This window comes from Streptomyces sp. WAC07094 (assembly GCF_036320405.1).
Taxonomy (GTDB): domain Bacteria; phylum Actinomycetota; class Actinomycetes; order Streptomycetales; family Streptomycetaceae; genus Streptomyces; species Streptomyces lannensis.
In genome coordinates this window covers 605237-631366 of sequence record NZ_JAVMJZ010000001.1, presented here as the reverse complement: position 1 = coordinate 631366, position 26130 = coordinate 605237, and the positions used below count along the sequence as shown (strand labels likewise).

The following is a 26130-nucleotide window of genomic DNA, read 5'->3' as shown; positions in this document are numbered from 1 at the left end:
ACCGGCCTGCTCGCCGAGCCCATCGCCGGCCTCGACGAGGCGATGGCCGCCGTGGACGCCTTCGACCGGACCCTCGTCGGCGGTCTGCTGCGCCCCCGGCCCGCCCAGGCCGCCGATCTGGCCGAGTTCGCCGATGCCCTTGCGGGCACACCGCTGGCGTCCGGCGTCGCCGAGGCCGCGGAGAAGGCGGCCGCTGGAGCAGCCGGCGAGGACCACTGCATCGCTCTCGCCGCTGCCCGCACCGCGCTGCTCGGCTCGGTCCATGACGCCCTCATGGACCGCGTCGAGGAGTGGACCGGCCGAAGCCGCGGCGAAGGGGCGGCCCCGGCCCTCGCGCAGCGGCCGGCGGCGAACGCGCTCGCCGCCGCCCGCTCCTGGCTGTCGGATCTGGCGCGCGCCGGCTGGCGTGGCATCGACCACGAGCTGGTGTCCGGGGTGGCACCAGTCGTCTCCGCGATGCTTCCGGACCCGTCCCTGCGCCGCCTGGCCACCCTCCTCGACGGGTTCGCCGCCGAACTTGCCGCCTGCTGCCCGGGAGCGACCCTGGAGCGGGTTCCCGAGCGTCGCTGGGCCGATCTGTGGTCCCGTGCGATCCTCCTGACGCTGCCCGGTGCCGCCGACGTGCCCGTGACCGGCACGGCCACCGGCCGCCTCCTGCCCCTCGGCGTCGACCTGCACGAACACCCGACCGCCGCACGGGCTCAGGTCCACGCCGTGTTCGAGCCCGCTGACGGCACGGCGCCGCGACTGGTGCGCGCAGGTGTCTCGGTGCCGAAGCCGGACACCGTCGTGGGGGCCGGCGTGTGGCAGCTGATGCGGCCCCATATGGCGCTGCTGTCGGCCGTCGGCGAAGGCCGTTCGATGGACATCACCGATATGCCGATCACCGGCGAGGGCGACCTGGTCTGGCACGACGAACACGCACGTCCCGGTGAGCCCGCCGAGGTCTTCGCGACCGCCCGCGTCGCTCTTCCCGCCGCGCACGCCTCGGTGACCGCGCCGCTGGACCGGCATCCCTCCGCCGTCGCGGTACCGGTGTTCCTGGAGGGCTACACCGTACGGAACGAGGACGCCATGGAACTCACCGCGGCCGGATGCGCCCTCGCCGTCGACACGGACCGCATCCCCGCGGCCGGCCCGCTCACGGCCGACGCCGTCGCGTCGTCGAGCGCGTGCATCGGACTGCTCCGCTGGGAGGCGGGGATGTTCGTCCTGCAGCCGCTCGCCGTCGAGACCACCGTGCGCAAGAAGGCCGTCGCGATCCAGGCGGGCGCCTGGGCCGGAGGCACGACGGACAAGGCGGGCCTCAGGGCGGAGAAGGCCGCCAGCGACGCCGCAGCGGTGCTGCGCGAGCGAGCCGGAAGGCTGCTGCGGAAATGACAGACGCGACCACGGGCCAGAGCCACCGGGCGGACCTCCACGACAACCGGCGCCAAGTGCTGTACTGGCGACTGCTGTCCCGCCTCTTCGACAACGAGGAACAGACGACACTTGAGTCGGCGAGTGTCGCCGTCGTCGAGGACATCGGTCTGCCACCGGCGCTCCTGGACCCCCAGGCGTCCGTCGACTCGATCGTGCAGCGTCACCCGGAGCTCGCCGCCGAGTTCGAAGGTCTCATGGTGCCCGAGCCGCAGTCCGGGGCCGACGGCGAAGCGCGCGATCGCGCGGCCGAGGTGCGGCGCGCGGCACTGGTGTCCAAGGTGCTGCTCAATGTCTTCGCCGCCGGGTCCGGTACGGTCAGCGCCGCACAGCTGTCGCGTTGGCAGTCCGACGCAGGCTGGCTGGAGCGCGCGCTCGGCTGCAAGCCCGGCGAGCTGCGCGGTGGGCGTCCCGGAGGAGGCGCGGGCCGGGGCGTTGGCTTGACGGGCACGGGTGGCGGCGGGGCGACCGCCGACCTCAGCCGGCTGATCCCGGCGATCGGCCCCGAACTGGGCGCCATCGAGGCCGATCTCGTGCGGCGGATGCACCTGCGCGAGGTGCTCGCGGATCCTCGGCTCGCCGCGCAGCTTACGCCCAGCATGTCGCTGATCGAGCAGTTGCTGCGGGACAAGAACAACCTGTCGGGCGTGGCACTGGCCAACGCCAAGGCGCTCATCCGCCGTTACGTCGACGATGTGGCCGACGTGCTGCGCACGCAGGTGGAGAAGGCCACGGTCGGCGCCGTGGACCGCTCGGTGCCGCCCAAGCGGGTGTTCCGCAACCTGGACCTCGACCGGACCATCTGGAAGAACCTCACCAAGTGGAGTCCGGAGGAGGAGCGGCTGTACGTCGACCGCCTCTTCTACCGGCACACCGCCCGCAGGACCACGCCCCAGCGGCTGATCGTGGTGGTGGACCAGTCGGGCTCGATGGTCGACTCGATGGTCAACTGCACCATCCTGGCGTCCATCTTCGCCGGGTTGCCCAAGGTGGACGTCCATCTCATCGCCTACGACACCCGCGCGATCGACCTCACCCCCTGGGTGAACGACCCGTTCGAGGCTCTGCTGCGTACCAATCTCGGCGGCGGGAACGACGGCCCGGTCGCCATGGCCATGGCCCGCCCGAAGATCGCCGAGCCGCGGAACACCGTGATGGTGTGGATCTCGGACTTCTACGAATTCGACCGCTCGCAGCCGCTGTTCGAGGGCATCGAGGCGGTGCACCGCTCCGGGGTGAAGTTCATCCCCGTCGGCTCGGTGACCAGCTCCGGCCGCCAGGAGGTCAACCCCTGGTTCCGGGAGCGCTTCAAAGCTCTCGGCACACCCGTGATCTCCGGACACATACGCAAGCTCGTCGACGAACTCAAGACGTTCCTCGCCTGAGCGCCCCACGCGTCCCAAAGACCCACGAAAGGCCCCTCATGTCCGACCTGCTGCGCGCCCCCGCCGAGACCAAGTACGCCGAGGAACTCGACTGGCTGGAGTCGATCGACGACAGCCCCAAGCCCTTCTCCTGGCGGCTGTCGCCCAAGATGGTCCGCCTGTTCATCCTGGGCTCCGAGCCCTCCGACGGCCTGGACCGCGAGATCTCACAGAAGTGGTTCGGCTATCGCAGCTTCGTCGAGCGCTCCATCGTCACCCTCGCCTCCGACCGCGGACTGCTGCTCATCGGCGACCCCGGCACCGGCAAGAGCTGGCTCGCCGAGCTGCTCTCCGCCGCGATCTCCCGCAACTCCACGCTCGTCGTGCAGGGCACGGCCGGCACCACCGAGGACCACATCAAGTACTCCTGGAACGTGTCCATGGTCATCGCCAAGGGCCAGTCGCGGGAGTCGATGATCCCCTCACCGATCATGACCGCCATGGAGACCGGCGCGATCGGCCGCTTCGAGGAACTCACCCGCTCCACCAGTGACGTCCAGGACGCCCTGATCTCCATCCTCTCGGAGAAGTACATCTCCGTCCCCGAACTCGACGGCGACAGTGACAACATCGTCTTCGCCAAGCCGGGCTTCTCCGTCATCGCCACCGCCAACAGCCGCGACCGGGGCGTCAACGACCTGTCCTCCGCGCTCAAGCGCCGCTTCAACTTCGTACGGATCCCGGTGGTGACGAACAAGAAGAGCGAGGCGGAGATCGTCCGCTTCCGCACCGAGGAACTCCTGCGCCGCCATCGGATCGAGCTGGACGTGCCGCCGACGCTGCTCGACGTGCTGCTGCAGAGCTTCGCCGACCTGCGTGCCTCGGCGGCCGCGGCCGGCAGCGACGACGAGAAGCTGGAGTCCGCCCTGTCCACCGCCGAGCAGATCGGCGTCCTGGAGGACTCCATCCTGCACAGCAACTTCTTCGGCGAGCGTGCCCTGACCGCCCGCACACTCGCGTCCTCGCTCGTCGGCTCGCTGGCCCGGCGCGAGCCGGAGGACCTGGCCATCCTGAACAAGTACCTGCACGGCGTCGTCGAGCCGCGCAGCAAGGACGAGGGCGGCGCCTGGCCGGAGTTCCTGGAGGGTGGTCGCGACGCGATCGCCACCCTGTCATGAGCGGCACGAACGAGGGCACCTTCGAAGCGCTGCGCACGCAGCTGCGCGAGGCCGCCTCGACCTTCGCCGACGGGCCCGACGCCCTGGAGGGCATCCTCCTCGGCATGGTCGACGACGTCGACCGCGCCGTGCGCGAGCCGCTGGAGGTCTTCCCCGTCTGCCATCACTCGCCCGCCTCGGCGGTCGCCATGGCGCGCCGCCTGCGTGAGAAGCAGCCGAAGGTCGTGTATCTGGAGCTGTGCGAGGACATGGCTCCGCTCCTGACCGAACTGCGCAACTGCAGGCTCCCGGTCGCGGTCCAGGCGTACGCGACCGAGGTCGACGGTTTTCCCGCCGACTGGGCACCGCTGTCGGTGGTCGCTCCGATCACCGAGGCCTCGGCGGAGTACCAGGCGATCGCCTACGCGCTGGACACCCCTGGCGTGGAGCTCGTCCTGGTCGACCGCTCCTCGGACCACGTCTTCCAGTGGGACGCCCGCGCCGAACAGCTCGCCGCGCCGGACGACCCGGAGGCACCACCCGCCGAGGAGGAGGCCGCGCTGCACGGCGACGCGGTCGGCGTGGAGATCGGCGACCTGCGGCCGCGCTTCGCGGAACTCGAGGAGCATCTGCTGCGCCACGGTCGGGTGCGCCACTGGTCGGAGTGGTGGCACCAGTACGTGGAGCTGCCGCTCGGCGACGCCGATCACGACACATACCGCCAGGTCATGTTCCTCATCGGCAGCCTCTTCCGGCGCCTCGCCCCCGGTGATCCGCACCGGGTGCGGGTGGACGAGGACCGGGAGCGCCACATGTGGACCCGGATGCGCGAGCACCTGGCCGTCACGGGCACCGACCCGGCGGACTGCCTCTACGTCTGCGGTGCCTTCCACGCCGCCAGCGACGTCGAGGAGTTCGGCGTGCACGGCGCCGACACCTTCGAGATCGGTCCCCGCAGCGGCACCAAGTGGCTGCACGGCCTCATCCCGTCCAGCCATTCGGCGATCGAGGCGCAGTTCGGCCTCGCCTCCGGCTCGGTGTCGATCGCCGCGGCGCTCTGGACGAAGAACCTCAAGCGGACGCGCGTGAAGCCGTACCGCCTGACGGGCCAGGCGGGCACGAAGAAGACGGCGCCCGCCAGGACCGCGCCCGGCAAGACCCCGCAACCCGTACCGCAGGCACCGACGGCCGATCAGCTGACCGGTTTCCTCCGGCGCCCGCCCGTACTCGACCAGCTGGACGAGGCCGAACTGCTCGGCTGGTCCGTGGACATCGTGCGCGCCGCCCGGCGCAACGGCTATCTCGCCTCCACCGCCGACGCCATCGCGGTGTTCCAGACGTCGATCCTGCTCGCCGGGATGCGTGACCGGGCCAGGCCCACGCCGTACGACTTCCAGGACGCAGCGGTCACCTGCATCGAGAAGGACGCCGTGCCCGGCAGGCGTGATGTGCGCCGCCTCGTGGAGATCATGATGGGCGGCGACCGGATCGGCCAGGTCGGGTACGACGCCCTGCCGCCACTCGCCCGCGACGTGCACGACCGGCTCGCACCGCTGAACCTGAAGCTGCAACAGCGCGGTGTGCAGCGCGCGTTGCTGGACATAGCCGGCCGGCCCGAGCTCGAGGCGTGCTCCGACGTGCTGTGGATGCTGCGGTACCTGATGCCGCAGGGCGCGGCGAGGCCCATCATGGGTGAGCGACGGCTCGGCGAGCGGCCGATCCAGGAGTCATGGGACCTCGCCCTCGGCACCCACCAAAGGGCCCTGATCGAACTCGGCTACGAGGGTGTCGGTATCGAGCAGGTCCTTGAACAACGCCTTCGGCGCACGGCGTACGGTCCGCAGGCGACGGCGGCGGTCGTGCTGGAGGCCGTGGAGGACGCCACGCTGTACCTGCGCAGCCGCCGCCTCGCCGACGAACTGGGTACGCACGCCTTGGCCGTTCTGGCGAGCGAACGCAGCGTCGACGGCGCTCCTGAGGTGCTCCGCCGGGTACGGCGGCTGCTCGCCCACTACCGCACCAGCGAGCCGGTGCTGCCGTCCTGGATCGAGTCCTTCGTCAAGGCCGGCTATGCGCACTACTGCACGCTGCTCCCCACCGCGTTCGCCGACGAGGAAGCGACCGTGCGCCAGGTGGGGGCGATGCTCGGCTTCCTGTTCAGCATGGAGGGCCTGGCCCTGTCGCTGGGCTGCGACCGGACGCAGCTGGAGCTCGCGGTCATGCAGTCGCATCCGCAGGAGCCGTCGAAGGTGGCGCTGTTGTGGGCGGCGCAGGTGCAGCTCGGGCGCCTGTCCCGGGAGGATCTGCGGGCCCGCTGCGACGAACTGCTGGGCAACCCCCTGGCGCTGCCCGCCTATCCGCGCTACCTGAGCGGATTCGTGCACGCGCTGGAGCCCGTGCCGGCCCTTGCCGACTTCGTCGTGGAAGCGGTGTCGAACGCCTTCGGGCGGTTGCCGGACCCGGTGCTGCTGCCCTGGCTGCCGACCCTCGTCACCACGCTGCGATCGGGCGGGGCCGATCTGGCCCCGTTGCTGATCCGCGAGGCGGGACGGATCTTCCCGGGCCGACTCGCCGCGCTGGACGAGTGGGTGCCGCCGTGGCGGGAGCCGAAGGACGCACCGCGCGCGGATCGGGCCGTGCGCGCCGGTGGACGCGGTGGCGCCGTACTGCCGGCCGCCCACCCGGCGACGTGCGACGCGGTGGCGACGCTGCTGGGCTGGGACGGTGCCTGGCAGCCGGAGATCGCCGGAGCGGAGGGGGCGACGCTGCTCGCCCGCCATCCGCAGACGGCGGCGGCACTGGAGGTGCTCATGGCCACCGCATGACTCCTCCCCGGACGGGTGATGTCACAGCGGAAGTCCCGCAGCCCTGATGTCCTCGGTGTCGCACGACGGTGGGCATCAGGGGGACGTGCTGGGCGACGGGCTCGTGACGGCGCCGCGTTCGGTGTCCTTCTTCCAGGGGCCGACGCCCAGCCTCCCCGTCGTGCCCAGGTCGAGCTCCGGGGTCACCGTCACCGGGGAGGCTCCCGTCTTCGCCCGGACTCTCACATAGGGGGCATCGACCGGATCACCGGCCTCGACCGTGTTGCGCCAGACCAGTACGGAGTAGGCCTGCTCGCCGGGCTTCAGGAGCACCGTCCCGGGCGGGCCGTCCGCACCCGTGCCCGTGGCGATGGCGCTGCCGCCGTGCAGGATCTTCACGCCCGTGACCGGGCGGTGGCCCTCGTCGAGCAGTTGGACCTGCGGATAACCGTGGAGTCGCATCGTGCGCGAGCCGCAGTTGACCAGCCGGACACCCACCACGCGTAGCCCCATGGCCGCATCGCCGTCATCGGCGTACACATGCGCGCCCGAAGCGGGGCAGGGACCTCCCGTGGACGGCGCCTCGTCGGCGGGAACGCTTCGCACCTTCAGGATCCGCACCCGCGTCGTGTCCGTGTCCGAGACAGGACCGTCCAGGTCGAAGGTGCGCCGCACGGTTCGTCCGGGCGCCACGGACGGAACCGTCTGAGTGCTGTTCACCAGTGCGCCCCGGGACGCCGAGAGCAAGGTGAACGTGATCGTGAAGGTGGACGGCACCTCCTCGTGATTGGTCACCTCGAACTCGGTGCAGACGGTGGGGCCGGTGCCCGCTCCGAGGATCCTGACCCCGTCGACATCCGTACCTGAACCGCTTCCCGACGAGGGCTCCGCCCCGCAGGAGGAGTGCGCGGGCCTGGGCACACTGCCGGATGTGGCGGACTGTGTTCCGCACGCCGTCAGGAGCAGGAGACCGGCGAGGGCGAGGGGGACGCGGCGCATGGGCCGAGTCGATCAGGAACAACGGATGCCGTGCTGTGACGGAGGCCACCCCTCCGGTCACAGGGGTGTCACAAGAGCGCTGCCTGCTCACGCCTGACGGGCCGTGAAGAGGCTCTCCAGCACCTTCGCCACCCCGTCCTCCTCGTTCGATGCGGTGTGCCGTGGCACCGCGGCGCGTACCGCCGGGTGGGCGTTGGCCATGGCGTAGCCAGTACCTGCCCAGGTGAGGATCGCCAGATCATTGGGCATGTCACCGAAGGCCACCACGTCCTGCGCCGTGAGCCCACGGGACGCACACAGCGAGGAGAGGGTGTCCGCCTTGGTGACCCCCGGGGCGCTGATCTCGAGCAGGCCCCGGCCTCCGGAGTGGGTGAAGTGGGCGTGCCCGGCGGCATGGCGTTCGGCGACGGCGAGGAGGAAGTCCGCGTCGTGGTCGGCGGAGTGGGCGAGGAGCTTGACGATGGGGGAGGGAAGCGTCCACAGATCGGCGAGGGTCCCCACGGCGAACGCGGCGTCACGGTCACCGGTGTGCCGCAGCCGGTAGGAGGGTTCGAAGTGGACCTTGAGATCCGCTTCCACCGCGAAGCCGATCCCCGGAACGGTTCGCGCCAGCGCGGTGGCGACGACGCGGGCGGCGGAGACGGCGAGCGGGCGGGAACGGACGACGGTGCGGGTGCCGAGGTCGTAGACGAGGGCGCCGTTGCTGCAGATCGCCGTGCCGCCCAGCCCCGTCGCCGCCGCGAGCGCGTCCACATGGCGCGGCGGTCGCGCGGTGACGACGACGATCTCGCAGCCGGATTCGACCGCGCTGCGCAGGGCGCGCAGCGTGCGTGGGGAGACGGAGCCGTCTCGACGCAGCAGAGTGCCGTCGAGGTCCGTTGCGATCACCTTGGGTACACGTGCGGCCACCGGCGCATGCTACTGAACTCGAACTCGTGATTTCGGGCCGGCGGGGTGGGTGTCGTCCGGCGCCGATCGGGCAGTCCTGCCGCTGCCGGCCACTGTGTACGGATCGACAGGGCGGCCGGGTGGCCGGGTGGCCTTGAGCCCGGTCGGAAAACGAGACGCGCTCCCGCTTCCGGGGATGTTCAGGCCGTTCTCTTTGACTCCGGTGGTGTGCTGATGCGTCCGATCGGCGGTCGGCGGAACCCGCCGGACCTGCATCGGCCGCGGCGGTTCAGCATGGCGCGGAATGCGGGCCGCGGACGGCGCAGAGCGCGGTGTGCGGCGCGGCGCACGGGGCCGGTACGTCGGGGGAGAGCGGTGGCCGTCATGTCGGACGTGTCGCCGGTGTGGCATGGGGCTCGGACTCCGGCTCGGGACCTGCCAGCCATTTCGCGACGGTGGCCGCGATCGGCTGGCCCGTGTCCAACTCCACAAAGCCGAACTGACCCGACTGGTTGCACTCCAGGAACCACCAGATCCCGTCGGAGTCTTCCACGAAGTCGAAGGCCCCGTAGGCCAGTTCGGCCTCGCGCAGATAGGTGTGCACACCCGTCGCGATACTCGCCGGGACATCGACGGGCTGCCATGGCCCGACGGACGGGGCGAAGCGGACGTCGACGTGATCCGGGTCGGCAGCGGCCGGCTTGCGGGCGGCCAGAAGGCGCTCGCCGACGGCGGTGAGGCGGATGTCGGCGCGCTTCGCTATCCGCCGTTGCAGCAGGGTCGGACCGAAGGCGACGGCGGCGAAGTCGGCGTCGGGGGCGATGCGGCTGGTGGGCACTGCCCTGGGCGGGTCCTCGGGGTGGGTGCCGGAGACGGGTTTGACCACCAGATCGGGGAAGCGCGCGGCGAAGTCCCGGGCGGCCTGCGGAAAGGTGGTGATCAACGTGGCCGGTACGGGGAGCCCGCTGCGCTGGGCGAGGTGGAGCTGCCAGGGTTTCCTGCGGGCCCGCCGGGCCGCTTCGGGGCGGTTCATCCACCGTGCGCCGGTGGCGTGCAGCATGCCGTAGAGGGCCTGTGAGGTCTCCTCGGTGAGCCAGGTGGACGGCTCGGCGACGTGTGCGGCCGGCTCTCCCGGCCTGCGTACCCAGATCGACCGCAGCCCGTCGGTGCTCACCAGCCGGCCGGACGTGGACAGGTGCCCGTGGAAGGAGCCGTGTACGTACTCGCCCGAGAGCGCGGCGCCGCCGGGGAGGTCGGCCGGGTCCAGCCGGACGACGGGGATTCCGGCCCCGTTCAGCTCGGCCACCACCATGTCCGCGGTCACGTCCTGTTCACAGGTGAGGATCAGCACGGTCATAGTCGACGTTCCGCGTTCAGTCGTCGAAGTGGGTCTTCGAGCCCGCGGTGGAGGTCGTGGCCCCCCATTCACGCAACACTGCGTGTTCGTGTGCGGCGATTCGCCCGTCGGGAAGCACGTTCAACTGCAGTCTGGAGTCGTAGCTATACGGAGCGCTGACCTCCAACTCCTCGGCACTGCGAGCGTAGTTGAGTGCGAAGGGTCGCATCGTCTCTCCTTGTTCGGTGCTGCCCCGTCAAGCGGACGGTGACGCTCCGGCGTCACCGCCGCCCGCCGGGGCGCTGTGCTTCCACGGAGTTATACGAATCGAACGGGTGAATGGTTGCCTCACGTTGTGTCACCAAGCGTCGGTCGGCTCCTGTGCGTGGCCCGCATCATGGAACCGGCCTTCGCTCTAGTGCCCCGCTCCATGAGACGCGCACCTCCGTGTCGGGGATCCGCTTGCGGGCCGTGGGCCTGAGAGGGAGCCCCGGCCCGACGCTCCACAGCGGTGCCGCTCGACCGTGCCGCCCATTCATGCGGCGCACTGCTGAATGCGTTCGCATTCTTCTATTGGACCTGTGATCGGTGGAGGGTCAGGCTGGAGGACGCGCCGGCACCGCTGCGGGGCCCCGCCCCGGGGGAGGCCGGTCCGGCCACCCGATTGCGACAGCCGAAAGAGGTCACGAGCCCATGCATACCCGCCGTATCGGTGACGTCGAGGTCAGCGCGATCGGCCTGGGCGGCATGCCCATGTCGATCGAGGGACGGCCGGAGGAGGCGCGCTCCCTCGCCACCATCCACGCGGCGCTCGACGCGGGTGTCACGCTCATCGACACCGCGGACGCCTATCACTTGAAAGCCGGCGAGGTCGGTCACAACGAGACCCTGATCGCCAAGGCCCTCGCCTCCCACGAGCGGGGCGCCGATGTCCTGGTCGCCACGAAGGGCGGCCACCTGCGCCCCGGCGACGGCAGCTGGACGCTCGACGGCTCCCCCCGGCACATCAAGGAGGCCTGCGAGGCCTCCCTGCGCCGGCTGGGCGTGGAGGCCATCGGTCTCTACCAGTTCCACCGGCCCGACCCCAAGGTTCCCTACGCGGAGTCCGTCGGAGCGGTGCGCGATCTCCTCGACGAGGGCAAGATCCGCATGGCGGGCGTCTCCAACGCGGACCCGGACCAGATCCGTCTGGCGGGGGAGATCCTCGGCGGCCGCCTGGTCTCCGTCCAGAACCAGTTCTCGCCGGCCTTCCGCTCCAGCGAGCCGGAGCTCCGCCTCTGCGACGAACTGGGCATCGCGTTCCTGCCGTGGAGCCCGCTGGGCGGCATCTCCCGGGCGAGCGAACTGGGCTCGGCATACGCGCCGTTCGCCCGGATCGCCGAGGCGCACGGGGTCAGCCCGCAGCAGGTCTGCCTGGCCTGGATGCTGGCCAAGTCTCCCGTGGTCGTCCCGATCCCCGGCTCCAGCCGCCCGGAGACCATCCGCGACTCGGTCGCCGCCGCGGACCTCAAGCTCACGTCCGAGGAGATCGCGGAGTTGGACGCGGTCTGATGCGGCACCGCGGGGCCCGGCACCTCGGTGCCGGGCCCTCGCTCGTCCGGACCGAGTACTCCTCCGAGGGGCGCGGGATCCGGCGGGGGCGTCCGGTGCGTGTCGGGCGTATCCGCATGTCGGGGCTCGTGCCCTCCCCGGACGCATGGCTGATGCGGCACCGCCAGGCCTGGCGCTCGTGAGGGGCGGGCCGTAGCCGGTCGGGATCGCCCGTGCGTTGGCTGGGCGCCGCGGTCGAGCGGCCGGTGTCCGGTTCGCCGGCGGCGGTGTCATCCGTGGATCCCGGCTCACGTTCGAGGAGATCGTGGAGCTGGACGCGGCCCGATGCGGAACCGCGGGGCCGTGCGTGCGTCGGAACGGCCCCGGAGTTCGACGGATGGCGTTCGTCGTGCCGGCCAGGGACCCATGATGGGCGCGGGGCCGGGAAGACCCGGTGCCGTGGCCGATGGGCAAAAAGGGCGAAGGACACGCTGAACACGACCGGTGCCGCGATCGCGAGCGCGGTGGTCTTCGTATGGCTCGGGACGGTCCTGGCGATCTCCTTCCTCGAAGCCCTGCTGAAGTTCCGCGCGCCCGGGGTGACGATCCCCCTCGGGCTGGGCATCGGCAGACTCGTCTTCCGCGCACTGAACATCGCCGAGACCGTCCTGGCGGCAGCGGGCGCCGTGACCGTGGGGGCCGGCGACCATCGCGCTCCCTCGCCGTGCTCACGGGCGCTCTGGTCGCCCTGCTCGTCGTGCAACTGGGCGCCGTCCGCCCACGGCTCAACCGGCGGTCCGACCGGGTCCTGGCCGGCGAGGACCTGCCCCGGTCGAGGGGGCATCTGCACTATGTGGCTCTGGAGGCGGTGAAGGTCGTTCTCCTGATCGCACTGGGGGTCGGTCTGTCGGCGCACTGACCCGCGCCGCGACGCGCCTCGCCGTCCCGACCCGCTGAGCAGGCCCGTCGACGGTGATGATGTGATCGACCCGAAGCGCATCACCATGACCGTGGGCGGCGACGGGTACCGGACGTACCCCGCGCCCGTCCGGCTCGTCGTGACCGGTGGTGGCCGTGTGCCGAGGGGCTTCCGCATGGGCGGGTGCCGGGAGAGGAGCGGGAAGCGTGACCGGAAGCGGCGAAGGACCGCCGGGCGGCGGAGGGTCGACAGGATCCCTGCTGCGGGCCATGATCAGGCGCGACCCCGAGGAGGAGCATCGCGTCGCCACGCCGCTCGAGCTCCTGTTCGACCTGTGTTTCGTCGTGGCCATCGCACAGGCCGGCACCAGGCTGGAGCACGCCGTGGTCGAGGGGCACGCCGCCCACGGCATCGTCGGCTACGCCATGATCTTCTTCGCCGTCTGGTGGGCCTGGATGAACTTCACCTGGTTCGCGTCGGCGTACGACACGGACGACGTGCCCTACCGGCTGACCACACTGCTGCAGATCGCGGGCGTCCTCATCCTGGCGGCAGGCGTGCCCCGCGCCTTCGACCGCTCGGACTACTCCATCGTCGTGGTCGGCTACGTGGTCATGCGGCTGGCACTGACCACCCAGTGGCTCAGGGCGGCACGGGCCGAGCGGGGCGCTGCCCGAACCACGGCCCTGCGGTACGCCTTCGGAGTCGTCCTGGTGCAGATCGGCTGGGTGGCGTTCGGGTTCGTGCCGCACCACCAGATGAAGGCGTGGGTCTTCCTCCTGCTCGCGGCCGCCGAGCTCGCCGTTCCGGTGCTGGCCGAGCGCCCCAGAGCCACCGCCTGGCATCCCCACCACATCGCCGAACGCTACGGTCTGTTCACCCTGATCGTCCTCGGCGAGACGGTCGCCGCCGCGACCGTGGCCGTCCAGCGGGCGCTGGACAGGGGCGGCTCGACGGAGCTGCTGCCGATCGCGGCAGGAGGACTGCTGCTCGTCTTCTCCGCCTACTGGACCTACTTCGTCGTACCCATCCACGAGCATCTCCGTGGCGGCAGGAGCGCCTTCCTGTGGGGATACGGTCACTACCTCGTCTTTGCGACGGCGGCCGCCATCGGTGCGGGACTGCAGGTGGCGATCGCCCACGTGGCCGGCGACGCGCACATCGGCACGGCGACAGCCGCCGCATCGGTCACCGTGCCCGCCGCCGGATTCGTCTTCTTCACCTGGCTGCTGCACGCGCGCCACTTCAAGCGGTCCCTCGGTCAGCAGGCCGTGCTGCCGCTCACCGCGCTGGCGATTCTGGCCTGCACGTTCGCGGGTTCCTGGGCGGTGCTGTGCGCCGGGGCCGCGGCCGCGCTGAGCGTGGCCGTCTCCCTGTCGCTTGGCCACCGCATCGGTGGCTCCGAAGGAGTGAGGGACATGCGCTAGGATTGACGCACAGCAGGTCGCCGGAACTCACGGCGCCCGGCAGTGCGTTGGTGGTCCAAGGAAAGACGTCCCGCTTCCTGCGGGGAGATGCAGGTGCAAGGCCTGCCCGGCGCTCCATCATGAACCCCGTCCCCGCCCAGGGGGCGGGGTTCGCGCGTTGTCGCCCCAGGGCCGGGTCGCGCCGGGCGCAATGGGCCCGGCGTCCCACGGTCACATCCTTGTCGAGAAGTCCCCGTCGCTACGGCGCTTTTCAGCGCAGGTCGGGTCGAGACGCACGTCGGGGCCTCCACCGTCTGTGTGCCTCGTGGATGTGACGACCGAGCAGTGCTCCTCCGAAGACGACGAAGCCCACTCCGATGAGCCAGGACTGTACGACGAGGACGGTGCCCATGGCGCCGTAGGTGACCGCGTTGTTCACGATGAGCGGGGAGAACACCTGGTAGGAGAACCAACGCAGCCCGACCAGGCCCAGCATGGTGGAGACCGCCCCGGGCAGCAGTGCCCGCCAGGACACCCGGCTGCCGAGGAGGAAGTGCTGCCCCCACCAGAAGAACAGCACACCGAACAGGACGGTCAGCGTGATGCGGACGGCGGACTGGGGCACCGAGCTGTCCAGCACGGCACCGCTCTGCACCTCGGCGAAGAGATAGGCCGTCAGGGCCGTGAGCCACACGGCACGGCGCCAGACGGTGTGCCAGCGACCCGCGGGCAGACTCCAGACCCGCTCGTAGCCGGTCTGCACGCTCGAGGCGAAGGTGAGGCCGAACAGCGCGACGGCGAGGACACTGAAGACGCTGGTGGCGCTGAGCACCCTGCGGGGCGTGGCGAACAGGTGGCTCACGGCGTCCGCGGGATGCCCCGAAAGACTCATGCCGTCGATGACCCAGTAGGCGAAGCCACGGTGCTGGAAGGGGGAGGCGGCGGCGATGACGATGAGCAGGGGGGCGAGCGTGACCAGAGCCAGCGCGGCGAGGCCCATGGAGCGGTGCAGAAGTTCCATCTCGCTGCCGTGCTGCCACAGCCGTCCGGCGGCCGAGTTGTGCCAGCGTGAACGCAGGCCGTGGTGCTGGGGTCGCTCGTCCCGGGGCGGGCCTGAGGAACCCGTCATGCGTCCCCCGTTTCCCGAACCGACATGGCACGAAACCTCCCCGCCCCCGTAGCAACCCGTCTGCCGCCGCGGTGCACACCTGCGGCGAGGCCCGGAGGCGCCTGACACGCGCCCCGTGCTCCGGCAGCCGACCTCCCGCCGAACCGGGCCGGCCCCGGTCGGTCACGGCGCCGGACAGCGGGCCGACGGCCCGCTGTCCGGCGCCCGGGCTCAGGCCGATCTGGCGAAGACGGGGAGGTAGCCGTGGGACTGCCCCGTGGAAGTGGGGTGGTACGACTCCACGACGGCGAGCAGGTTCACACTGCGCAGCCAGGGGCTGGCGGAGCAGATCTCGTGACCCGAGAAGGCGCCCGCGACGTCGGCGTAGGTGAACCCGTGGTCGGCGACGCGCTTGGCGATCACGGTGTTGAGACGGTCGACGGAGCGGTTGACGGCGGCCCGTGCGGTGTCCGAGAGACCGGCCATGCAGCTGCCGCTGAGCTTGTACAGGTGCGGATACCCGAGGACGACGACGCGGGCGGCCGGAGCCCTTCTGCTGATGGCGGCGTAGAGACGGTCCAGATCGCCCGGAAGGGTGGTGTCCATGTACGTGCGCGCGTCGGCGTTGGCGGACACACACGCGGTGGTTCCCCGCAGCACACAGGTCATCATGACGTCGGAGAACCCCGAGTCGCTTCCGCCGACGGTCAGGCTGACCAGACCGGTGCGGCGGGTGAGCGAGCCGAGTTGACGGTTCATGACATCACTTGTGCGAGCGCCGTTGCACGCGGCGAAGGCGAAGGACGACACCGCATGGGTCGACGCCCACAGGGCGGGGTAGGCGTGGTTGCTGCGCAGGCAGTTGCCGCTGGAGGCGATGTAGGTGCCGGCTCCGACCCCGGACGAGTAGGAGTCGCCGAGGGCCGCGTAGCCCGTGGCCACTGTCTGCGGAGCCGCCTGTGCCGTCGTGGCTCCGGTGAAGGTGCAGGCGGCGGCGAGGAGGAGGGAGGACACGCGTACCGCGAATCGGGACTGTCTCATAATCTCTTGCCTTAGCACGCTCCGTGCACCCCGGAGGCGAGGGCGATGAGCACACGGCCGGTCGTGTTGAAGAGGCCCTGCGCGCGTGCCGCCGCTTAAGCGCCGCGTGCGGCAGAGGACTTGCGCGGGACACGGCAGGGCGACGGCGTCGTGCTCCTCGCCCGGACATCACCCGCACGGCGGTCACTCCCCTGGCCGCGTCCGATCCGCGTCCAGGACGGGCGCCCGCACCCCGCGGCGGCCGCATCCGGCAGTGGGCACGGCCGGTGGCCGCGGACGCACCGGGCCGGACCTCCTCGTGTGCTCACCAGCCTGGTTTCATGGCGAGACTCGATATCGTACGGAGCATGAACCGGACGTCGTTCGAGAACTGGCCGTGTTCCATCGCACGGTCCATGGATCTGCTGGGTGACTGCTGGACGCCGCTGGTGTTGCGGGAGGCCTTCTACGGGGTCAGCCGCTTCGACGACTTCAGGCAGGGACTGGGGATCGCCCGCAACACCCTGACCGACCGGTTGCGTCGGCTGGTGGACGAGGGCGTCCTGGACAGGAGGCTCTACCAGGACGAGCCGCGGCGCTACGACTACGTGCCGACGGAGAAGGGCCGCGAACTGTTCGCCGTACTCGCCGCGATGTCGCGGTGGGGTGACCGCTGGCTGGCGGGTGAGGAGGGCGTGCCCGTCGTGTTCCATCACGACACCTGCGGCCATGACACCGCGGCGGAGGTCGTGTGCGCCGTCTGCCGCCGGCCGTTGGAGGCGCAGGACACGTCGATGCGGATGGGGCCGGGATACCCGGAACGGCTCAGCCGCCGGCCGGACGTCCGGCGCAGGTTCGGCGCCGCTTGAGCGCCCCGGGGCAGGTGCGCTCCCCCTTGACACCGCGAGTCTTGTGAAGCAACTCTGGTGGTCAACCCCTTGATGACGAGGAGGCCGGCCGACTTGGAGTGGACGGGCGCACGCTACGCGGACAAACCCACCCTCGAGGTGCGGACCTGGATCGACGCTCCGCCGGAGCGCGTCTGGTCACTGGTCAGCGACATCGAGCTCATGCCGGACATGAGTGAGGAACTCCAGTCGGTCGAGTGGCTCGACGGCGCCGCCGGTCCAGCGGTGGGCGCCCGGTTCGTCGGCCGCAGCAGGCACGACGCCCTGGGGGAGTGGCAGACCACCTCGCATGTCATCGAGTGCGAACCGGGTCGGTCGCTGGCCTGGGCGGTTGAGGACCCGGATCGGCCCTCCGCGGTCTGGCGCTTCCGGCTCCGGGCCGAGGACGGAGGAACCGAGCTGTCGGAATGGATGCAGTTGGGGCCGGGCCGCTCCGGCCTCTCCCTCGCCATCGACCGCATGCCGGAGAAGGAGCAGAAGATCGTGTTCGTGCGGCTGCGCGAGTTCGAACGCAACATCACCGCCACCCTGGGGGCCATCAAGCAGCGGGCCGAACACTGATGCGCACCGCCACCACCGTCGAGGCCTCCGGGGGTCAACACTGGTCGGAGCAGACGGACTTCGTCGTGGAGGCAGAGAAACTCGGCCTGGACGTGTGCTGGGTGGCCGAGGCCTGGGGGTCCGACGGCCCCTCCGCGCTCGGCTACTACGCCGCGCTCACCGACCGGATGCTGCTGGGCTCGGGCATCATGCAGGTGGGTACGCGCACCCCCACGGCCGTCGCGCAGACCGCCATCACGCTCTCCAACCTGTCCGGCGGGCGGTTCCTGCTCGGTCTCGGTGCCTCCGGCCCGCAGGTGATCGAGGGCCTGCACGGAGTGCCTTTCGCCCGGCCGCTGAGGCGGGTGCGGGAGACCGTGGACATCGTGCGCCAGGTGTTCGCCGGTGGAAAACTCTCCTACTCCGGCGCGGAGTTCAGCGTCCCGCTGCCCGGCGGTGAGGGCGTGCCGATGCGGCTGTCGATGCGGGCCGAGCACGAGATCCCCGTCTACCTCGCCTCGCTCTCACCGGCCATGCTGGAACTGACGGGGGAGGTCGCCGACGGCTGGCTCGGGACGAGCTTCGTACCGGAAGGCGCGGCCGACGCCTACTTCGCCCACCTCGACAACGGCTTGGCCCGCACCGGGCGCACGCGCTCCGAACTGGACGTCTGCCAGGGCGCCGAGGTTGCCTTCGCCCCCGATGAGGGCGCACTCGGTGCGATGACCGCGGAGCGGAGGAAGGAACTCGCCTTCAGTCTGGGCGGTATGGGCACCGCCTCCACCAACTTCTACAACAACGCCTACAGCCGCCAGGGTTGGGCGGAGGTGGCCGCCGAAGTGCGTGAGCGGTGGCAGGCGGGCGACCGGGACGGTGCCGCCCGTCTGGTGACCGACGACATGGTCCTCGGCACGACGCTGATCGGCACCGAGCCCATGGTGCGTGAGCGGCTCCGAGTGTGGCGCGACGCAGGCGTGGACACCGTCCGTCTGTACCCGGCGGGGCGGACCGTACAGGAGCGGCTGAACACCCTGGCCAGGGCGATCGAGCTGGTGCGCGAGGTCGACGACGCCGGGTGAGAGGCGGGCGACGGGCCGCCGTCGTGACGAGGACTCGAGGCGCAAGGGCGCCTCGACACCCGGCAGTTCACCGCATTCCGGACCGACGGGACCCCGGTGAACCCGCCCGGGTCCGTACGGGGACGAGATCGGGAGTCCCCCGCCCCGCCCCACGTCACGTTGCCGGGCGGAAGAGCTCCGGGTTGTCCTCGACGTAGGCCCTTACGCCCGTCGCGGGGTGGCCGGTGATCTTCTCGACGTCATGGGTCAGCCGGTCGTAGCGGTTCTGCGCATGCAGGCGCGCCATGGTCGACAGATGATCGACGACGTGGTCGGGCAGGCCGCGGCGCCGAAGCTCGTCGACGAACTGGTCGTAGGGAGTGTCGATGTAGCTCATGGGGCGCCCGAGGACCGAGCTGAACTCCTGTGCCATGGCCGACATGTCCTGCGACACCGGCCCGGTCAGTTCGTAGACGTGCCCGACGTGCGGAGCCGGGTCCGCGAGGACGGCGGCCACGGCATCGGCGACGTCGCCGGCCGCCACGGGTGAGGTGCGCCCCGTTCCGAAGGGAAGCCGGATGGTGTCGTCCTGCGCGATCGTGGCGAAGCAGAACAGGGAGAACATCGGGTTCTCCATGAAGACCGTCGGGCGGATGTGGGTGACCGGAAGGCCCGACCAGTCGAGGACCTGCTCGATGAGCCAGTGCTCACGCTGCTGCGTCGATTCGGCCGTGCTGGTGAGATCCATCTGGGAGACGGTCATCTGCGACATGTTGACGAACACCCGCAGCGGTCCCTGGGCACGTGCGGCGGCGGCGGTGACGAGTGCCGCCTCGAGGTACTGCGAAGAGACCCCCATGCCGAAATACATGCGGTCGCAGTCCTCCAGGGCCCGGACGACGTCCTCCGCACGTGCGAGGTCGCCCACCACCACCTCGGCCCCCGTGGAGCGCAGGGCGTCCGCGCGTTCGTCCTCCCGGTGGACGAGGGCACGCACCCTCAGGTCCCGTCGCCGCAGGTTGTCCACCACACGGCGTCCCACCGCCCCCACGCTTCCGGCCGCCCCGGTCACGAGAATCAGGGGGTTGTCGACCATGATCGCTCCCGTAGGTCCCGAATCGACTCGAGTGACCCGGACAGGGTCTCGGAGGCGGACCTGGCCAGCCTAAGCGGGGCACCGGGGTTCGGCACGTCGTCGCCCGGTCGCCGGCCCAGGGGCGGTCAGGAGCCGAGGTAGAACCGGATGGTGGTCCCGGTTTCGCCGGTGTGGACACGCACCAGGTCGGCGATGTGATTGACGAGCAGCAGCCCTCGACCGCCGGGCTCGCTGGGCACCTGAGGGCGCCGGCCGGCCAGTGGATCGACGAGGCGCCCCGCGTCGTGCACTTCGCAGACGATCCGTACGCCTTCCGTCCAGATCCGCAGAGTTCCGGAGCCGGCACCGTGGATGACGCTGTTCGTGGTCAACTCGGCCACCGCGAGGGCCAGATCGTTCAGCAGCCGTCCGTCGAGTCCCGTCCGTCCGCCGTACCGGACGGCGAACTCGCGTGCCCCGGCGAGCTGACTGCTGCTGTCGAAGTGGTACGTCTCGGCGTCCGGCGGAACGGGAAGGACCTCGTTGTAGCGTGCGACGACGAGTTCGGGGCTGTAGGCGGCCGAGGCGGTCTCACCGGCGCCGTCGATCACCAGCGGATGTGTGGCCCAGGCGTCGTCGAGCACACGCGGGTCGAGTCCGTCGGTGTCGTAGGGGCACAGAATCGTCACCTCACGCTCGACGAACGCGGCGTTGATCAGCGCCTCGTGCTGCGCGCACGCCGGGTACTCCAGATGGCTGCGACCGGCCCAGACGGGCTCACCGATGATGCGCACACGGCCGGCGTCATGGGCGTCGGCGAACCTGCGCAGCACCCCCGGAATGATCCACCCGGGGTTGCGGCCGGCCCGGGTCATGTCCACGAAGTGCACCTCGTCGGCGCGATCAGCGAGATGGTGTCTGATCAGTTCGAGGTGCTCGGGCGGGGTGGCGACGGCGACCGGCTCCGCCGCGGCCAGACCGGCCAGGACGAAGGGAACGGTGCCTGCCAGGAACTCCTGCTCGCCGCGATAGAACAGCGCCGGATGCACGAACAGCTCATCCGTGGTCACTGCGTTGGTCACGGTGTCACCTCGATCCCACCCAGCTCGGGCCGGCAGACTGCGGGTACGCGCGCCAACTGCGGCGGCGGTCGGTGAACCACAATCCTCCGCCCCCCGGACAGAGACCGCGCGGCCACTGCCAGATCCGTCACTCCCGCCACGTCGATGAAGGTCACCCGGGACGGGTCCACATGAAGGCGGTCCGCACTGCTTCGCACCAGCCGGGCGAGCACCTCCCGCCAGGCGGTCCGGGTGTCGAGGCCGATCTCCCCGATCGCGCGCACGCCGGGGCGCCCCATCAGCGGATACACCTCCAGCCGAATCCCGCCGCACCACGACGCGACGGAATGCCCCGCCTCGACAGAGACATCCACGCTCCCACCCCTCGGTCTTCCCACCCTCGCAGCGACGGCCCGGCACGGCCTGCCCGGACCCATGAGGGCCACCCGTCGCAGCGGCGCTCTTCTGCCGTCTGCCCGCTCTTCGCCGCTCTGTGTATGCCCGGTGCGAGCAGCACGGTTCGACTGGTGGTGCCGCCGCTTCATGGAGCCGGCATCCCTCAGACGCTTGTCGAACGACGGGCGCGGAGTGAAGGGGCTCGCCGTGGGTAGACGCCACGCCGCGAGGGCGGGAGCGGGGCGGCGTGGTCCAGGGGAGGACACACGTCGCCCCCGTCGCCCGAGGGTTCGTCCGACGTGGTGAAACGGCCGGACCGGCGACGCTCCCCGGTGCCTGCCGTGCTTCGCGTTGTTCCGACCGGGGGTGGTTGGCCCGACCGGGTGATGGCTTCGGTGGTTTCCGGGTGCCGGTGTCATGGAGCCGGTGAAGCACATCGCTCCACCGGCTCAGGTCGCATCGGCCGGACTCCATGCCGCGTGTCACGCGGTACGAGGTGGTCGCGCGGCCGCGCGAAGGTGCGATCGGGGCCGGTGCCCGCGGTCCCGCATGTGCCCCGACGGCCGTGGTCCCGATGCGGCGGCGGCCCGCCTACGCGTTCTTCGGCGCCGCCTGCTGGACGACCTCGAAGGACCACAACGTCGACCCACTGGCGGCGGGCTTCGGCCGCTCGCCACCTTCCCCGCCGGCGCCCTGGTGGGCGGCCTTCATGGGTCCTTCCAACCACGCCTGAAAGGACTCCTCGTCACGCCACCGTGTGTAGACGAGGTAGTCGTCGGTGCCCTCGACCGGCCGGAGGAGTTCGAACCACTCGAACCCGTCGGAGCTCTCGACCGCGTGGGCACGTGAGGCGAAGCGCTTCTCCAGCGTCTCCCGCTGCTCGCCCGGGACGGTCAGTACGTTGATCTTGACTACGCTCATGGCCCCATCCTGCCGCACGGATGTGTGCGGCAGGCGAGTGGCTCGCACACGGCTGGTCGCGCCGTCCGTGTCGGTGGACCGGCGCGTACGTCAGGCGGCCGTTTTCCCCCGTGCGTCCAAAAGGGGCGCTTGTGGCCGCTGTTCGTGAGACCCGTGGCCCGGCTGTGGTGACCGCCGGACTCCGCGCGGTTACATGGGCCGAAAGCGGAACGACGCACTTCCACTCCCGGAACGACCCGTCAGAACAGCCGCCACGGGTCCATGGACCGCAGTTGCTCCGCCGCGATCACGATGCGAGGGAACAGGATGAGTGAAACAGCGGAGAACCAGGCGAGCGACACCTATGACGTCATCGTGCTGGGTGCCGGTCCGGTCGGTCAGAACGTCGTCGACCGGGCTCGCGCGGCCGGGCTCACCGTGGCCGTCGTTGAGCGGGAACTCGTGGGCGGCGAGTGCTCGTACTGGGCGTGTGTGCCGAGCAAGGCACTGCTGAGGCCGGTCATCGCGATCGCCGATGCCCGCCGTGTGGACGGTGCCCGGCAGGCGGTCACCGGCGATCTGGACACTGTTCAGGTTTTCGCCCGCCGCAATCACTACGTCACGGACTGGGACGACTCCAAGCAGGCGGAGGGGGTCAAGTCCCTCGGCGCCGACCTGTTCCGGGGGCATGGGCGCATCGACGGCCCGCGCCGGGTCACGGTGACCCGGGACGACGGCGCCCGGCACACCCTCACCGCGCGGCATGCGGTGGCCGTCGCCACCGGCAGCCTGCCCCTCCTGCCGGAGATCCCCGGCATCCGGGAGGCAAGGCCCTGGACGAACCGGCACGGGACCGACTCCAGCACGGTGCCCGGACGGCTCGCGATCGTGGGCGGCGGCGGAGTCGGGGTCGAGATGGCGACCCTGTGGCAGGGACTGGGCTCGCAGGTCACTCTGCTCGCCCGCCGCGGGCTGCTGCCCCGGATGGAGTCCTTCGCGGGGAAACTGCTGGAGCGCGGTCTGACCGAGGCGGGTGTGGACGTCAGGATCGGGGTGCAGGTCACCGCGCTGCGGCGCCCGGACGCGGGCGGGCCGGTCACGGTCACCCTGGACGACGGCAGTGAACTGGAGGCGGACGAGGTCATGTTCGCCACGGGACGCATCCCCGCGACCGAGGACATCGGCCTTGAGACGGTGGGGCTCACCTCGGGGGCGTGGCTGGACGTGGACACGACGTGCCTGGTCCGCGGGGTGGACGGGCATTGGCTGTACGCGCTGGGAGACGTCAATCACCGGGCTCTGCTGACCCACCAGGGCAAGTACCAGGCCCGGACCGCGGGCGACGTCATCGGGGCCAGAGCGGGTGGCCTCGGGGTGGACGACACACCGTGGGGCGATCATGCGACCACGGCCGACCAGCATGCCGTTCCCCAGGTGTTCTTCACCGACCCGGAGGCCGCCGCGGTGGGTCTGACCGCCGAGCAGGCGGCCGCCGCCGGACACCGCATCAAAACCATCGACCTGGACTTCAACGCCGCCAAGGGAGCCAACCTCTACGCCGACGGGTACCAGGGGCATGCCCGGATGGTGGTCGACGTCGACCGGGAGATCCTGCTCGGGGTGACGTTCGTCGGTCCGGGAGTCAGCGAGCTGCTGCACTCGGCGACCGTCGCGGTGGCCGGGGAGGTCCCGCTCAAGAGGCTGCGGCACGCGGTTACGTGCTTCCCGACCGTCAGCGAGATCTGGCTGTTCCTGCTCGCCGCCTACCAGCGCGCCCAGGACTGACCGGTCTCGCGACGCCGGTTTCCGGGGTCGTTCGCGCACGGCGGGCGGATCCCGGGCAGGCCGTGGCCCTGCTCACTCCACCGGCCTGTGGCGGTGCGGACATCCGAGGTGTTCGGCGGACGTCACAGGCGCCGTGCCGTCGGAAGCACGCAGGGTCGCACCGCCGACTCGTCCCGCTCCAGCGCGATGAGGGCCATGTCGTCCGCGTGGCACCCGCCCGAGAACTCCCGGAGGTCCTCGCGGATGGTCCGCACGAGCGTCTCCGGGCGCTGCTCGGTCCAGGCGGTCAGCCGCTCCACCAGGGGATAGAAGGCGCCCTGTTCGTTCCGGGTCTCGCTGACTCCGTCGGTGTAGAGAAGCAGCCGGTCGCCCGGGGTGAAGCGGAAGGTGACGGGCGTGTGGGTGGACTCGGCCAGAGCTCCGAGTCCCAGCGGGGGAGCGGGGTCACGGACGTCGATGGGCAGGACGGCGCCGTCGTGCAGCAGGAGCGGAGGCACATGGCCGAAACTGAACAGGCGCGCACGGGGCTCATAGTCCGGGATCTCGAGGACGGCGGCCGTCACGAAGCGCTCCCCGGGCCACTCGGCCGTCTCCGGGCCGGACGTCTGCGCCAGGTCCCATCGCACACTGCGGTCCAGCGCTGCGGCCAGGTCGGAGAGTGTGGAGTACTGGTTCGCGCCGAAGCGGAACGCACCGAGGACGGCCTGGATGTCGCCGATGGCGTCGAGCCCTTTACCGCGGGCGTCCCCGATGATCAATCTGGTGGCCCCGGCCGTGCGGACCAGCGCGTAGAGGTCGCCTCCGATACGGGCCTCGGCCTCCGCGGCCACATACGTGGAGGCCAGATACACCGGTCCTGAACGCCGCGGCAGCGGGCGCATCAGAACGGCCTGTGTGGCCTCCGAGACCCGGCGGACTCCGGCCAGCTGGCGTTGCTGCTGCTCCCTCACCCGCGTGACGAGCAGGAGCAGGAGCGAGAACAGAACCAGGGACAGCAACTGCACCAGAACGTTTTCGGTGGTCAGTGCATGCCGCTCGGCACCCGCGGCGATGAGCGCCGCCACGGCGAGTCCGGCGAGGGCGGCCGTGCGGCGCGTGTCCGCGAAGGCCGTGGAGAGCGCGAGCGGGACCACGAGGAGGTAGGCGAGATGGATGTCCGGGGGCAGGAACAAGTCGGCCACCGGAACGGCCACGATGGGGACGGACCACAGGACAACCCACCTGTACCCCTGCCAGAGGGTGGGGGGATTGTTCGTCGCCAACGGCGGCCAGCGCTGCATCCTGCTCCTTCGTGGGTGCACCCGACGGGCGGACTTGCCCCGCGCGGCGGCCCGCCGACTTCGACGGACCGCGAGTGACCACTGCAGGGCACCCGGTTACCCCGCCTGGTGCTTCGTATAACCTCTCGAATCCAGAAATTCATGGCCAGAGGGTCATTCATTGTGGCGATATGGGTTATAAGGCCTGCTTCTGGCCCTGGTGGCTGGAGCGACCGCTCCCATGGTGCGATGGGTGCATGGAGTTGCGGGAGTTGCACGCCTTCGTGGCCGTGGTCGAGGAAGGCGGCTTCTCGGCCGCGGCCCGGCGGTTGCATGTCAGCCAGCCGGCACTGTCCCAGACGGTCGGTGGTCTGGAGCGGCAGCTCAGGGTGAAGTTGCTGGTGCGCAGTAGTACCGGCGTACGTGCCACCGACGCGGGGGCCGCCTTGCTGGGGGAGGCGCGTGCGGTGCTGGCCCGGCACGATCAGGCGCTGCGGAGGATGGCCCGGTTCGCCGGCGGGGGCGGCGGTGTGCTGCGGATCGGCATTCCACTGGAGTTTCCCTCGCGACTGCTGACCCCCGCGCTCGGTGAGCTGGCCGAGGCCTGCCCTGACACCCGTGTGCAGGCGCGGCATCTGTCCACGACGGAGCAGCTGTCCGCGTTGCACGACGGCGAGCTCGACGTGGGTCTGCTGCGGGAGCGGCCGATCGGGCAGGAGTTCGACGCGATGCTGGTCAACAGAGAAGAACTCGGGGTGCTGCTGGCCGCGCCGCAGGCGGCTGAACTGTCCGGACCGGAAGGGATCGCGCTCGATGCACTGGCCGGTCTGGAGTGGCTGGCCTTTCCCCGGGCGGACAGCCCCGCCTGGTACGACGAGCTGACCGCGATTCTGCGCAGCCACGGCCTGGACCCGGGGGCGCAGGCGCCACAAGGGCAGCGGCTCATAGCGGAGGTGAAACTCGCGGCCGTCAGTGCGGGACAGGCCTTCGCGCTCGCTCCGCCGGACTGGCCGCACCCGATTCCCGGCAATGTCGCGTGGTCGCCGCTGGCCGGGCGTCCCATCGTCCGCCGGACATGGGCCGTGTGGCCGGCCGCGTCCCGTCGCCAGGATCTGGGGCGCCTGATCGCCGCTTTCGAGCAGCCGTCGCCGGGCTGACGCCTGCCGACGGCGCAGTCGAATCGCCGCATTGCCGGCAC

General features: G+C 70.8%; 22 protein-coding genes and 1 pseudogene. 12 read left to right on the top strand and 11 right to left on the bottom strand.

Annotation, left to right across the window (positions count from 1 at the left end):
• The first annotated feature begins 42 nt into the window (after nucleotides 1–42).
• Genes RCR19_RS02815 through RCR19_RS02800 form a run of 4 tightly spaced genes read left to right on the top strand, consistent with a single transcriptional unit; the run spans nucleotide 43 to nucleotide 6765 of the window.
• Nucleotides 43–1380 carry a hypothetical protein gene (locus tag RCR19_RS02815; RefSeq protein WP_331269323.1) on the top strand — a complete coding sequence of 446 codons (1338 nt, stop codon included), beginning with the start codon at nucleotides 43–45 and terminating at the stop codon, nucleotides 1378–1380.
• Nucleotides 1377–2804, top strand: a complete 1428-nt coding sequence (locus RCR19_RS02810) for a VWA domain-containing protein (RefSeq protein WP_331263590.1) — start codon at nucleotides 1377–1379, stop codon at nucleotides 2802–2804. The genes RCR19_RS02815 and RCR19_RS02810 overlap by 4 nt, the downstream gene beginning before the upstream one ends.
• Before the next feature lie 38 nt (nucleotides 2805–2842).
• Nucleotides 2843–3961, top strand: a complete 1119-nt coding sequence (locus tag RCR19_RS02805; RefSeq protein ID WP_331263589.1) for an AAA family ATPase — start codon at nucleotides 2843–2845, stop codon at nucleotides 3959–3961.
• Nucleotides 3958–6765 (top strand): hypothetical protein, encoded by a 2808-nt coding sequence (locus RCR19_RS02800; protein WP_331263588.1) that lies wholly within the window; start codon nucleotides 3958–3960, stop codon nucleotides 6763–6765. Before RCR19_RS02805 ends, RCR19_RS02800 begins: the two co-directional genes overlap by 4 nt.
• 75 nt (nucleotides 6766–6840) lie before the next feature.
• Here RCR19_RS02800 and RCR19_RS02795 read toward each other — a convergent pair whose 3' ends face one another.
• The 4 genes from RCR19_RS02795 to tgmA all read right to left on the bottom strand — a co-directional run bounded on the left by RCR19_RS02795 (nucleotide 6841) and on the right by tgmA (nucleotide 10196).
• Nucleotides 6841–7743: a DUF4232 domain-containing protein gene (locus tag RCR19_RS02795; RefSeq protein ID WP_331263587.1), complete on the bottom strand. Its 903-nt coding sequence runs from the start codon at nucleotides 7741–7743 to the stop codon at nucleotides 6841–6843.
• Between the two features lie 87 nt (nucleotides 7744–7830).
• Entirely contained in the window at nucleotides 7831–8652 is an 822-nt protein-coding gene (locus tag RCR19_RS02790; protein ID WP_331263586.1) for a Cof-type HAD-IIB family hydrolase, read from the bottom strand.
• 361 nt (nucleotides 8653–9013) lie between these two features.
• Nucleotides 9014–9988 carry an ATP-grasp ribosomal peptide maturase gene (gene tgmB, locus RCR19_RS02785; RefSeq protein ID WP_331263585.1) on the bottom strand — a complete coding sequence of 325 codons (975 nt, stop codon included), beginning with the start codon at nucleotides 9986–9988 and terminating at the stop codon, nucleotides 9014–9016.
• Nucleotides 9989–10004: 16 nt separating this feature from the next.
• Nucleotides 10005–10196: a putative ATP-grasp-modified RiPP gene (gene tgmA / locus RCR19_RS02780; RefSeq protein ID WP_059128129.1), complete on the bottom strand. Its 192-nt coding sequence runs from the start codon at nucleotides 10194–10196 to the stop codon at nucleotides 10005–10007.
• Nucleotides 10197–10660: 464 nt separating this feature from the next.
• On the opposite strand from tgmA, the gene RCR19_RS02775 reads away from it, so the two are divergent.
• From RCR19_RS02775 to RCR19_RS02765, 3 genes and pseudogenes are all read left to right on the top strand, one after another.
• The gene (locus RCR19_RS02775) at nucleotides 10661–11518 is read left to right on the top strand and encodes an aldo/keto reductase (RefSeq protein ID WP_059128130.1); all 858 of its coding nucleotides are present in this window, start codon (nucleotides 10661–10663) and stop codon (nucleotides 11516–11518) included.
• 470 nt (nucleotides 11519–11988) lie between these two features.
• A pseudogene (locus RCR19_RS02770) lies at nucleotides 11989–12416 on the top strand (hypothetical protein).
• 269 nt (nucleotides 12417–12685) lie between these two features.
• Nucleotides 12686–13843: a low temperature requirement protein A gene (locus RCR19_RS02765; protein WP_331269322.1), complete on the top strand. Its 1158-nt coding sequence runs from the start codon at nucleotides 12686–12688 to the stop codon at nucleotides 13841–13843.
• Nucleotides 13844–14093: 250 nt separating this feature from the next.
• Here RCR19_RS02765 and RCR19_RS02760 read toward each other — a convergent pair whose 3' ends face one another.
• Both RCR19_RS02760 and RCR19_RS02755 read right to left on the bottom strand, forming a co-directional pair.
• Nucleotides 14094–14951, bottom strand: a complete 858-nt coding sequence (locus RCR19_RS02760) for a ribonuclease BN (RefSeq protein WP_331263584.1) — start codon at nucleotides 14949–14951, stop codon at nucleotides 14094–14096.
• Nucleotides 14952–15161: 210 nt separating this feature from the next.
• Nucleotides 15162–15971, bottom strand: coding sequence for an SGNH/GDSL hydrolase family protein (locus RCR19_RS02755; RefSeq protein ID WP_331263583.1), 810 nt, complete (start codon nucleotides 15969–15971; stop codon nucleotides 15162–15164).
• A gap of 347 nt (nucleotides 15972–16318) precedes the next feature.
• Between RCR19_RS02755 and RCR19_RS02750 the strand changes: the two genes are divergently transcribed.
• The 3 genes from RCR19_RS02750 (at nucleotide 16319) to RCR19_RS02740 (ending at nucleotide 18477) form a co-directional block, all read left to right on the top strand.
• On the top strand, nucleotides 16319–16819 hold the full coding sequence (locus tag RCR19_RS02750) for a helix-turn-helix domain-containing protein (RefSeq protein WP_331263582.1): 501 nt from the start codon (nucleotides 16319–16321) through the stop codon (nucleotides 16817–16819).
• A gap of 93 nt (nucleotides 16820–16912) precedes the next feature.
• Entirely contained in the window at nucleotides 16913–17419 is a 507-nt protein-coding gene (locus RCR19_RS02745) for an SRPBCC family protein (protein WP_331263581.1), read from the top strand.
• Nucleotides 17419–18477: an LLM class flavin-dependent oxidoreductase gene (locus tag RCR19_RS02740; protein ID WP_331263580.1), complete on the top strand. Its 1059-nt coding sequence runs from the start codon at nucleotides 17419–17421 to the stop codon at nucleotides 18475–18477. The genes RCR19_RS02745 and RCR19_RS02740 overlap by 1 nt, the downstream gene beginning before the upstream one ends.
• A 154-nt stretch (nucleotides 18478–18631) precedes the next feature.
• On the opposite strand, the gene RCR19_RS02735 is transcribed toward RCR19_RS02740, so the two are convergent.
• The 4 genes from RCR19_RS02735 to RCR19_RS02720 form a co-directional block, all read right to left on the bottom strand.
• Entirely contained in the window at nucleotides 18632–19552 is a 921-nt protein-coding gene (locus RCR19_RS02735) for an NAD(P)H-binding protein (RefSeq protein WP_331263579.1), read from the bottom strand.
• 125 nt (nucleotides 19553–19677) lie between these two features.
• Complete coding sequence (locus RCR19_RS02730; RefSeq protein ID WP_331263578.1) at nucleotides 19678–20613, bottom strand: sensor histidine kinase; 936 nt, start codon at nucleotides 20611–20613, stop codon at nucleotides 19678–19680.
• Nucleotides 20610–20966, bottom strand: a complete 357-nt coding sequence (locus tag RCR19_RS02725) for an STAS domain-containing protein (protein WP_331263577.1) — start codon at nucleotides 20964–20966, stop codon at nucleotides 20610–20612. The genes RCR19_RS02730 and RCR19_RS02725 overlap by 4 nt, the downstream gene beginning before the upstream one ends.
• Before the next feature lie 613 nt (nucleotides 20967–21579).
• On the bottom strand, nucleotides 21580–21909 hold the full coding sequence (locus RCR19_RS02720) for an antibiotic biosynthesis monooxygenase (protein WP_331263576.1): 330 nt from the start codon (nucleotides 21907–21909) through the stop codon (nucleotides 21580–21582).
• Between the two features lie 306 nt (nucleotides 21910–22215).
• Between RCR19_RS02720 and RCR19_RS02715 the strand changes: the two genes are divergently transcribed.
• Complete coding sequence (locus tag RCR19_RS02715) at nucleotides 22216–23673, top strand: NAD(P)/FAD-dependent oxidoreductase (RefSeq protein WP_331263575.1); 1458 nt, start codon at nucleotides 22216–22218, stop codon at nucleotides 23671–23673.
• Between the two features lie 122 nt (nucleotides 23674–23795).
• Here RCR19_RS02715 and RCR19_RS02710 read toward each other — a convergent pair whose 3' ends face one another.
• Nucleotides 23796–24854 carry a PP2C family protein-serine/threonine phosphatase gene (locus tag RCR19_RS02710; RefSeq protein ID WP_331263574.1) on the bottom strand — a complete coding sequence of 353 codons (1059 nt, stop codon included), beginning with the start codon at nucleotides 24852–24854 and terminating at the stop codon, nucleotides 23796–23798.
• A gap of 335 nt (nucleotides 24855–25189) precedes the next feature.
• On the opposite strand from RCR19_RS02710, the gene RCR19_RS02705 reads away from it, so the two are divergent.
• Entirely contained in the window at nucleotides 25190–26089 is a 900-nt protein-coding gene (locus tag RCR19_RS02705; RefSeq protein WP_331263573.1) for a LysR family transcriptional regulator, read from the top strand.
• The last annotated feature ends 41 nt before the right edge of the window (nucleotides 26090–26130 follow it).

Bases quoted from the DNA above. Each gene is read 5' to 3' on its own strand.
- RCR19_RS02800 (WP_331263588.1), top strand. From the start codon at position 3,958: ATGAGCGGCACGAACGAGGGCACCTTCGAAGCGCTGCGCACGCAGCTG.
- RCR19_RS02815 (WP_331269323.1), top strand. From the start codon at position 43: ATGGCCGCCGTGGACGCCTTCGACCGGACCCTCGTCGGCGGTCTGCTG.
- RCR19_RS02715 (WP_331263575.1), top strand. From the start codon at position 22,216: ATGAGTGAAACAGCGGAGAACCAGGCGAGCGACACCTATGACGTCATC.
- RCR19_RS02765 (WP_331269322.1), top strand. From the start codon at position 12,686: ATGATCAGGCGCGACCCCGAGGAGGAGCATCGCGTCGCCACGCCGCTC.
- RCR19_RS02775 (WP_059128130.1), top strand. From the start codon at position 10,661: ATGCATACCCGCCGTATCGGTGACGTCGAGGTCAGCGCGATCGGCCTG.
- RCR19_RS02705 (WP_331263573.1), top strand. From the start codon at position 25,190: ATGGAGTTGCGGGAGTTGCACGCCTTCGTGGCCGTGGTCGAGGAAGGC.
- tgmB (WP_331263585.1), bottom strand. From the start codon at position 9,988: ATGACCGTGCTGATCCTCACCTGTGAACAGGACGTGACCGCGGACATG.
- RCR19_RS02735 (WP_331263579.1), bottom strand. From the start codon at position 19,552: ATGGTCGACAACCCCCTGATTCTCGTGACCGGGGCGGCCGGAAGCGTG.
- RCR19_RS02720 (WP_331263576.1), bottom strand. From the start codon at position 21,909: ATGAGCGTAGTCAAGATCAACGTACTGACCGTCCCGGGCGAGCAGCGG.
- RCR19_RS02795 (WP_331263587.1), bottom strand. From the start codon at position 7,743: ATGCGCCGCGTCCCCCTCGCCCTCGCCGGTCTCCTGCTCCTGACGGCG.
- RCR19_RS02810 (WP_331263590.1), top strand. From the start codon at position 1,377: ATGACAGACGCGACCACGGGCCAGAGCCACCGGGCGGACCTCCACGAC.
- RCR19_RS02805 (WP_331263589.1), top strand. From the start codon at position 2,843: ATGTCCGACCTGCTGCGCGCCCCCGCCGAGACCAAGTACGCCGAGGAA.
- RCR19_RS02750 (WP_331263582.1), top strand. From the start codon at position 16,319: ATGAACCGGACGTCGTTCGAGAACTGGCCGTGTTCCATCGCACGGTCC.
- RCR19_RS02740 (WP_331263580.1), top strand. From the start codon at position 17,419: ATGCGCACCGCCACCACCGTCGAGGCCTCCGGGGGTCAACACTGGTCG.
- RCR19_RS02755 (WP_331263583.1), bottom strand. From the start codon at position 15,971: ATGAGACAGTCCCGATTCGCGGTACGCGTGTCCTCCCTCCTCCTCGCC.
- RCR19_RS02760 (WP_331263584.1), bottom strand. From the start codon at position 14,951: ATGACGGGTTCCTCAGGCCCGCCCCGGGACGAGCGACCCCAGCACCAC.
- tgmA (WP_059128129.1), bottom strand. From the start codon at position 10,196: ATGCGACCCTTCGCACTCAACTACGCTCGCAGTGCCGAGGAGTTGGAG.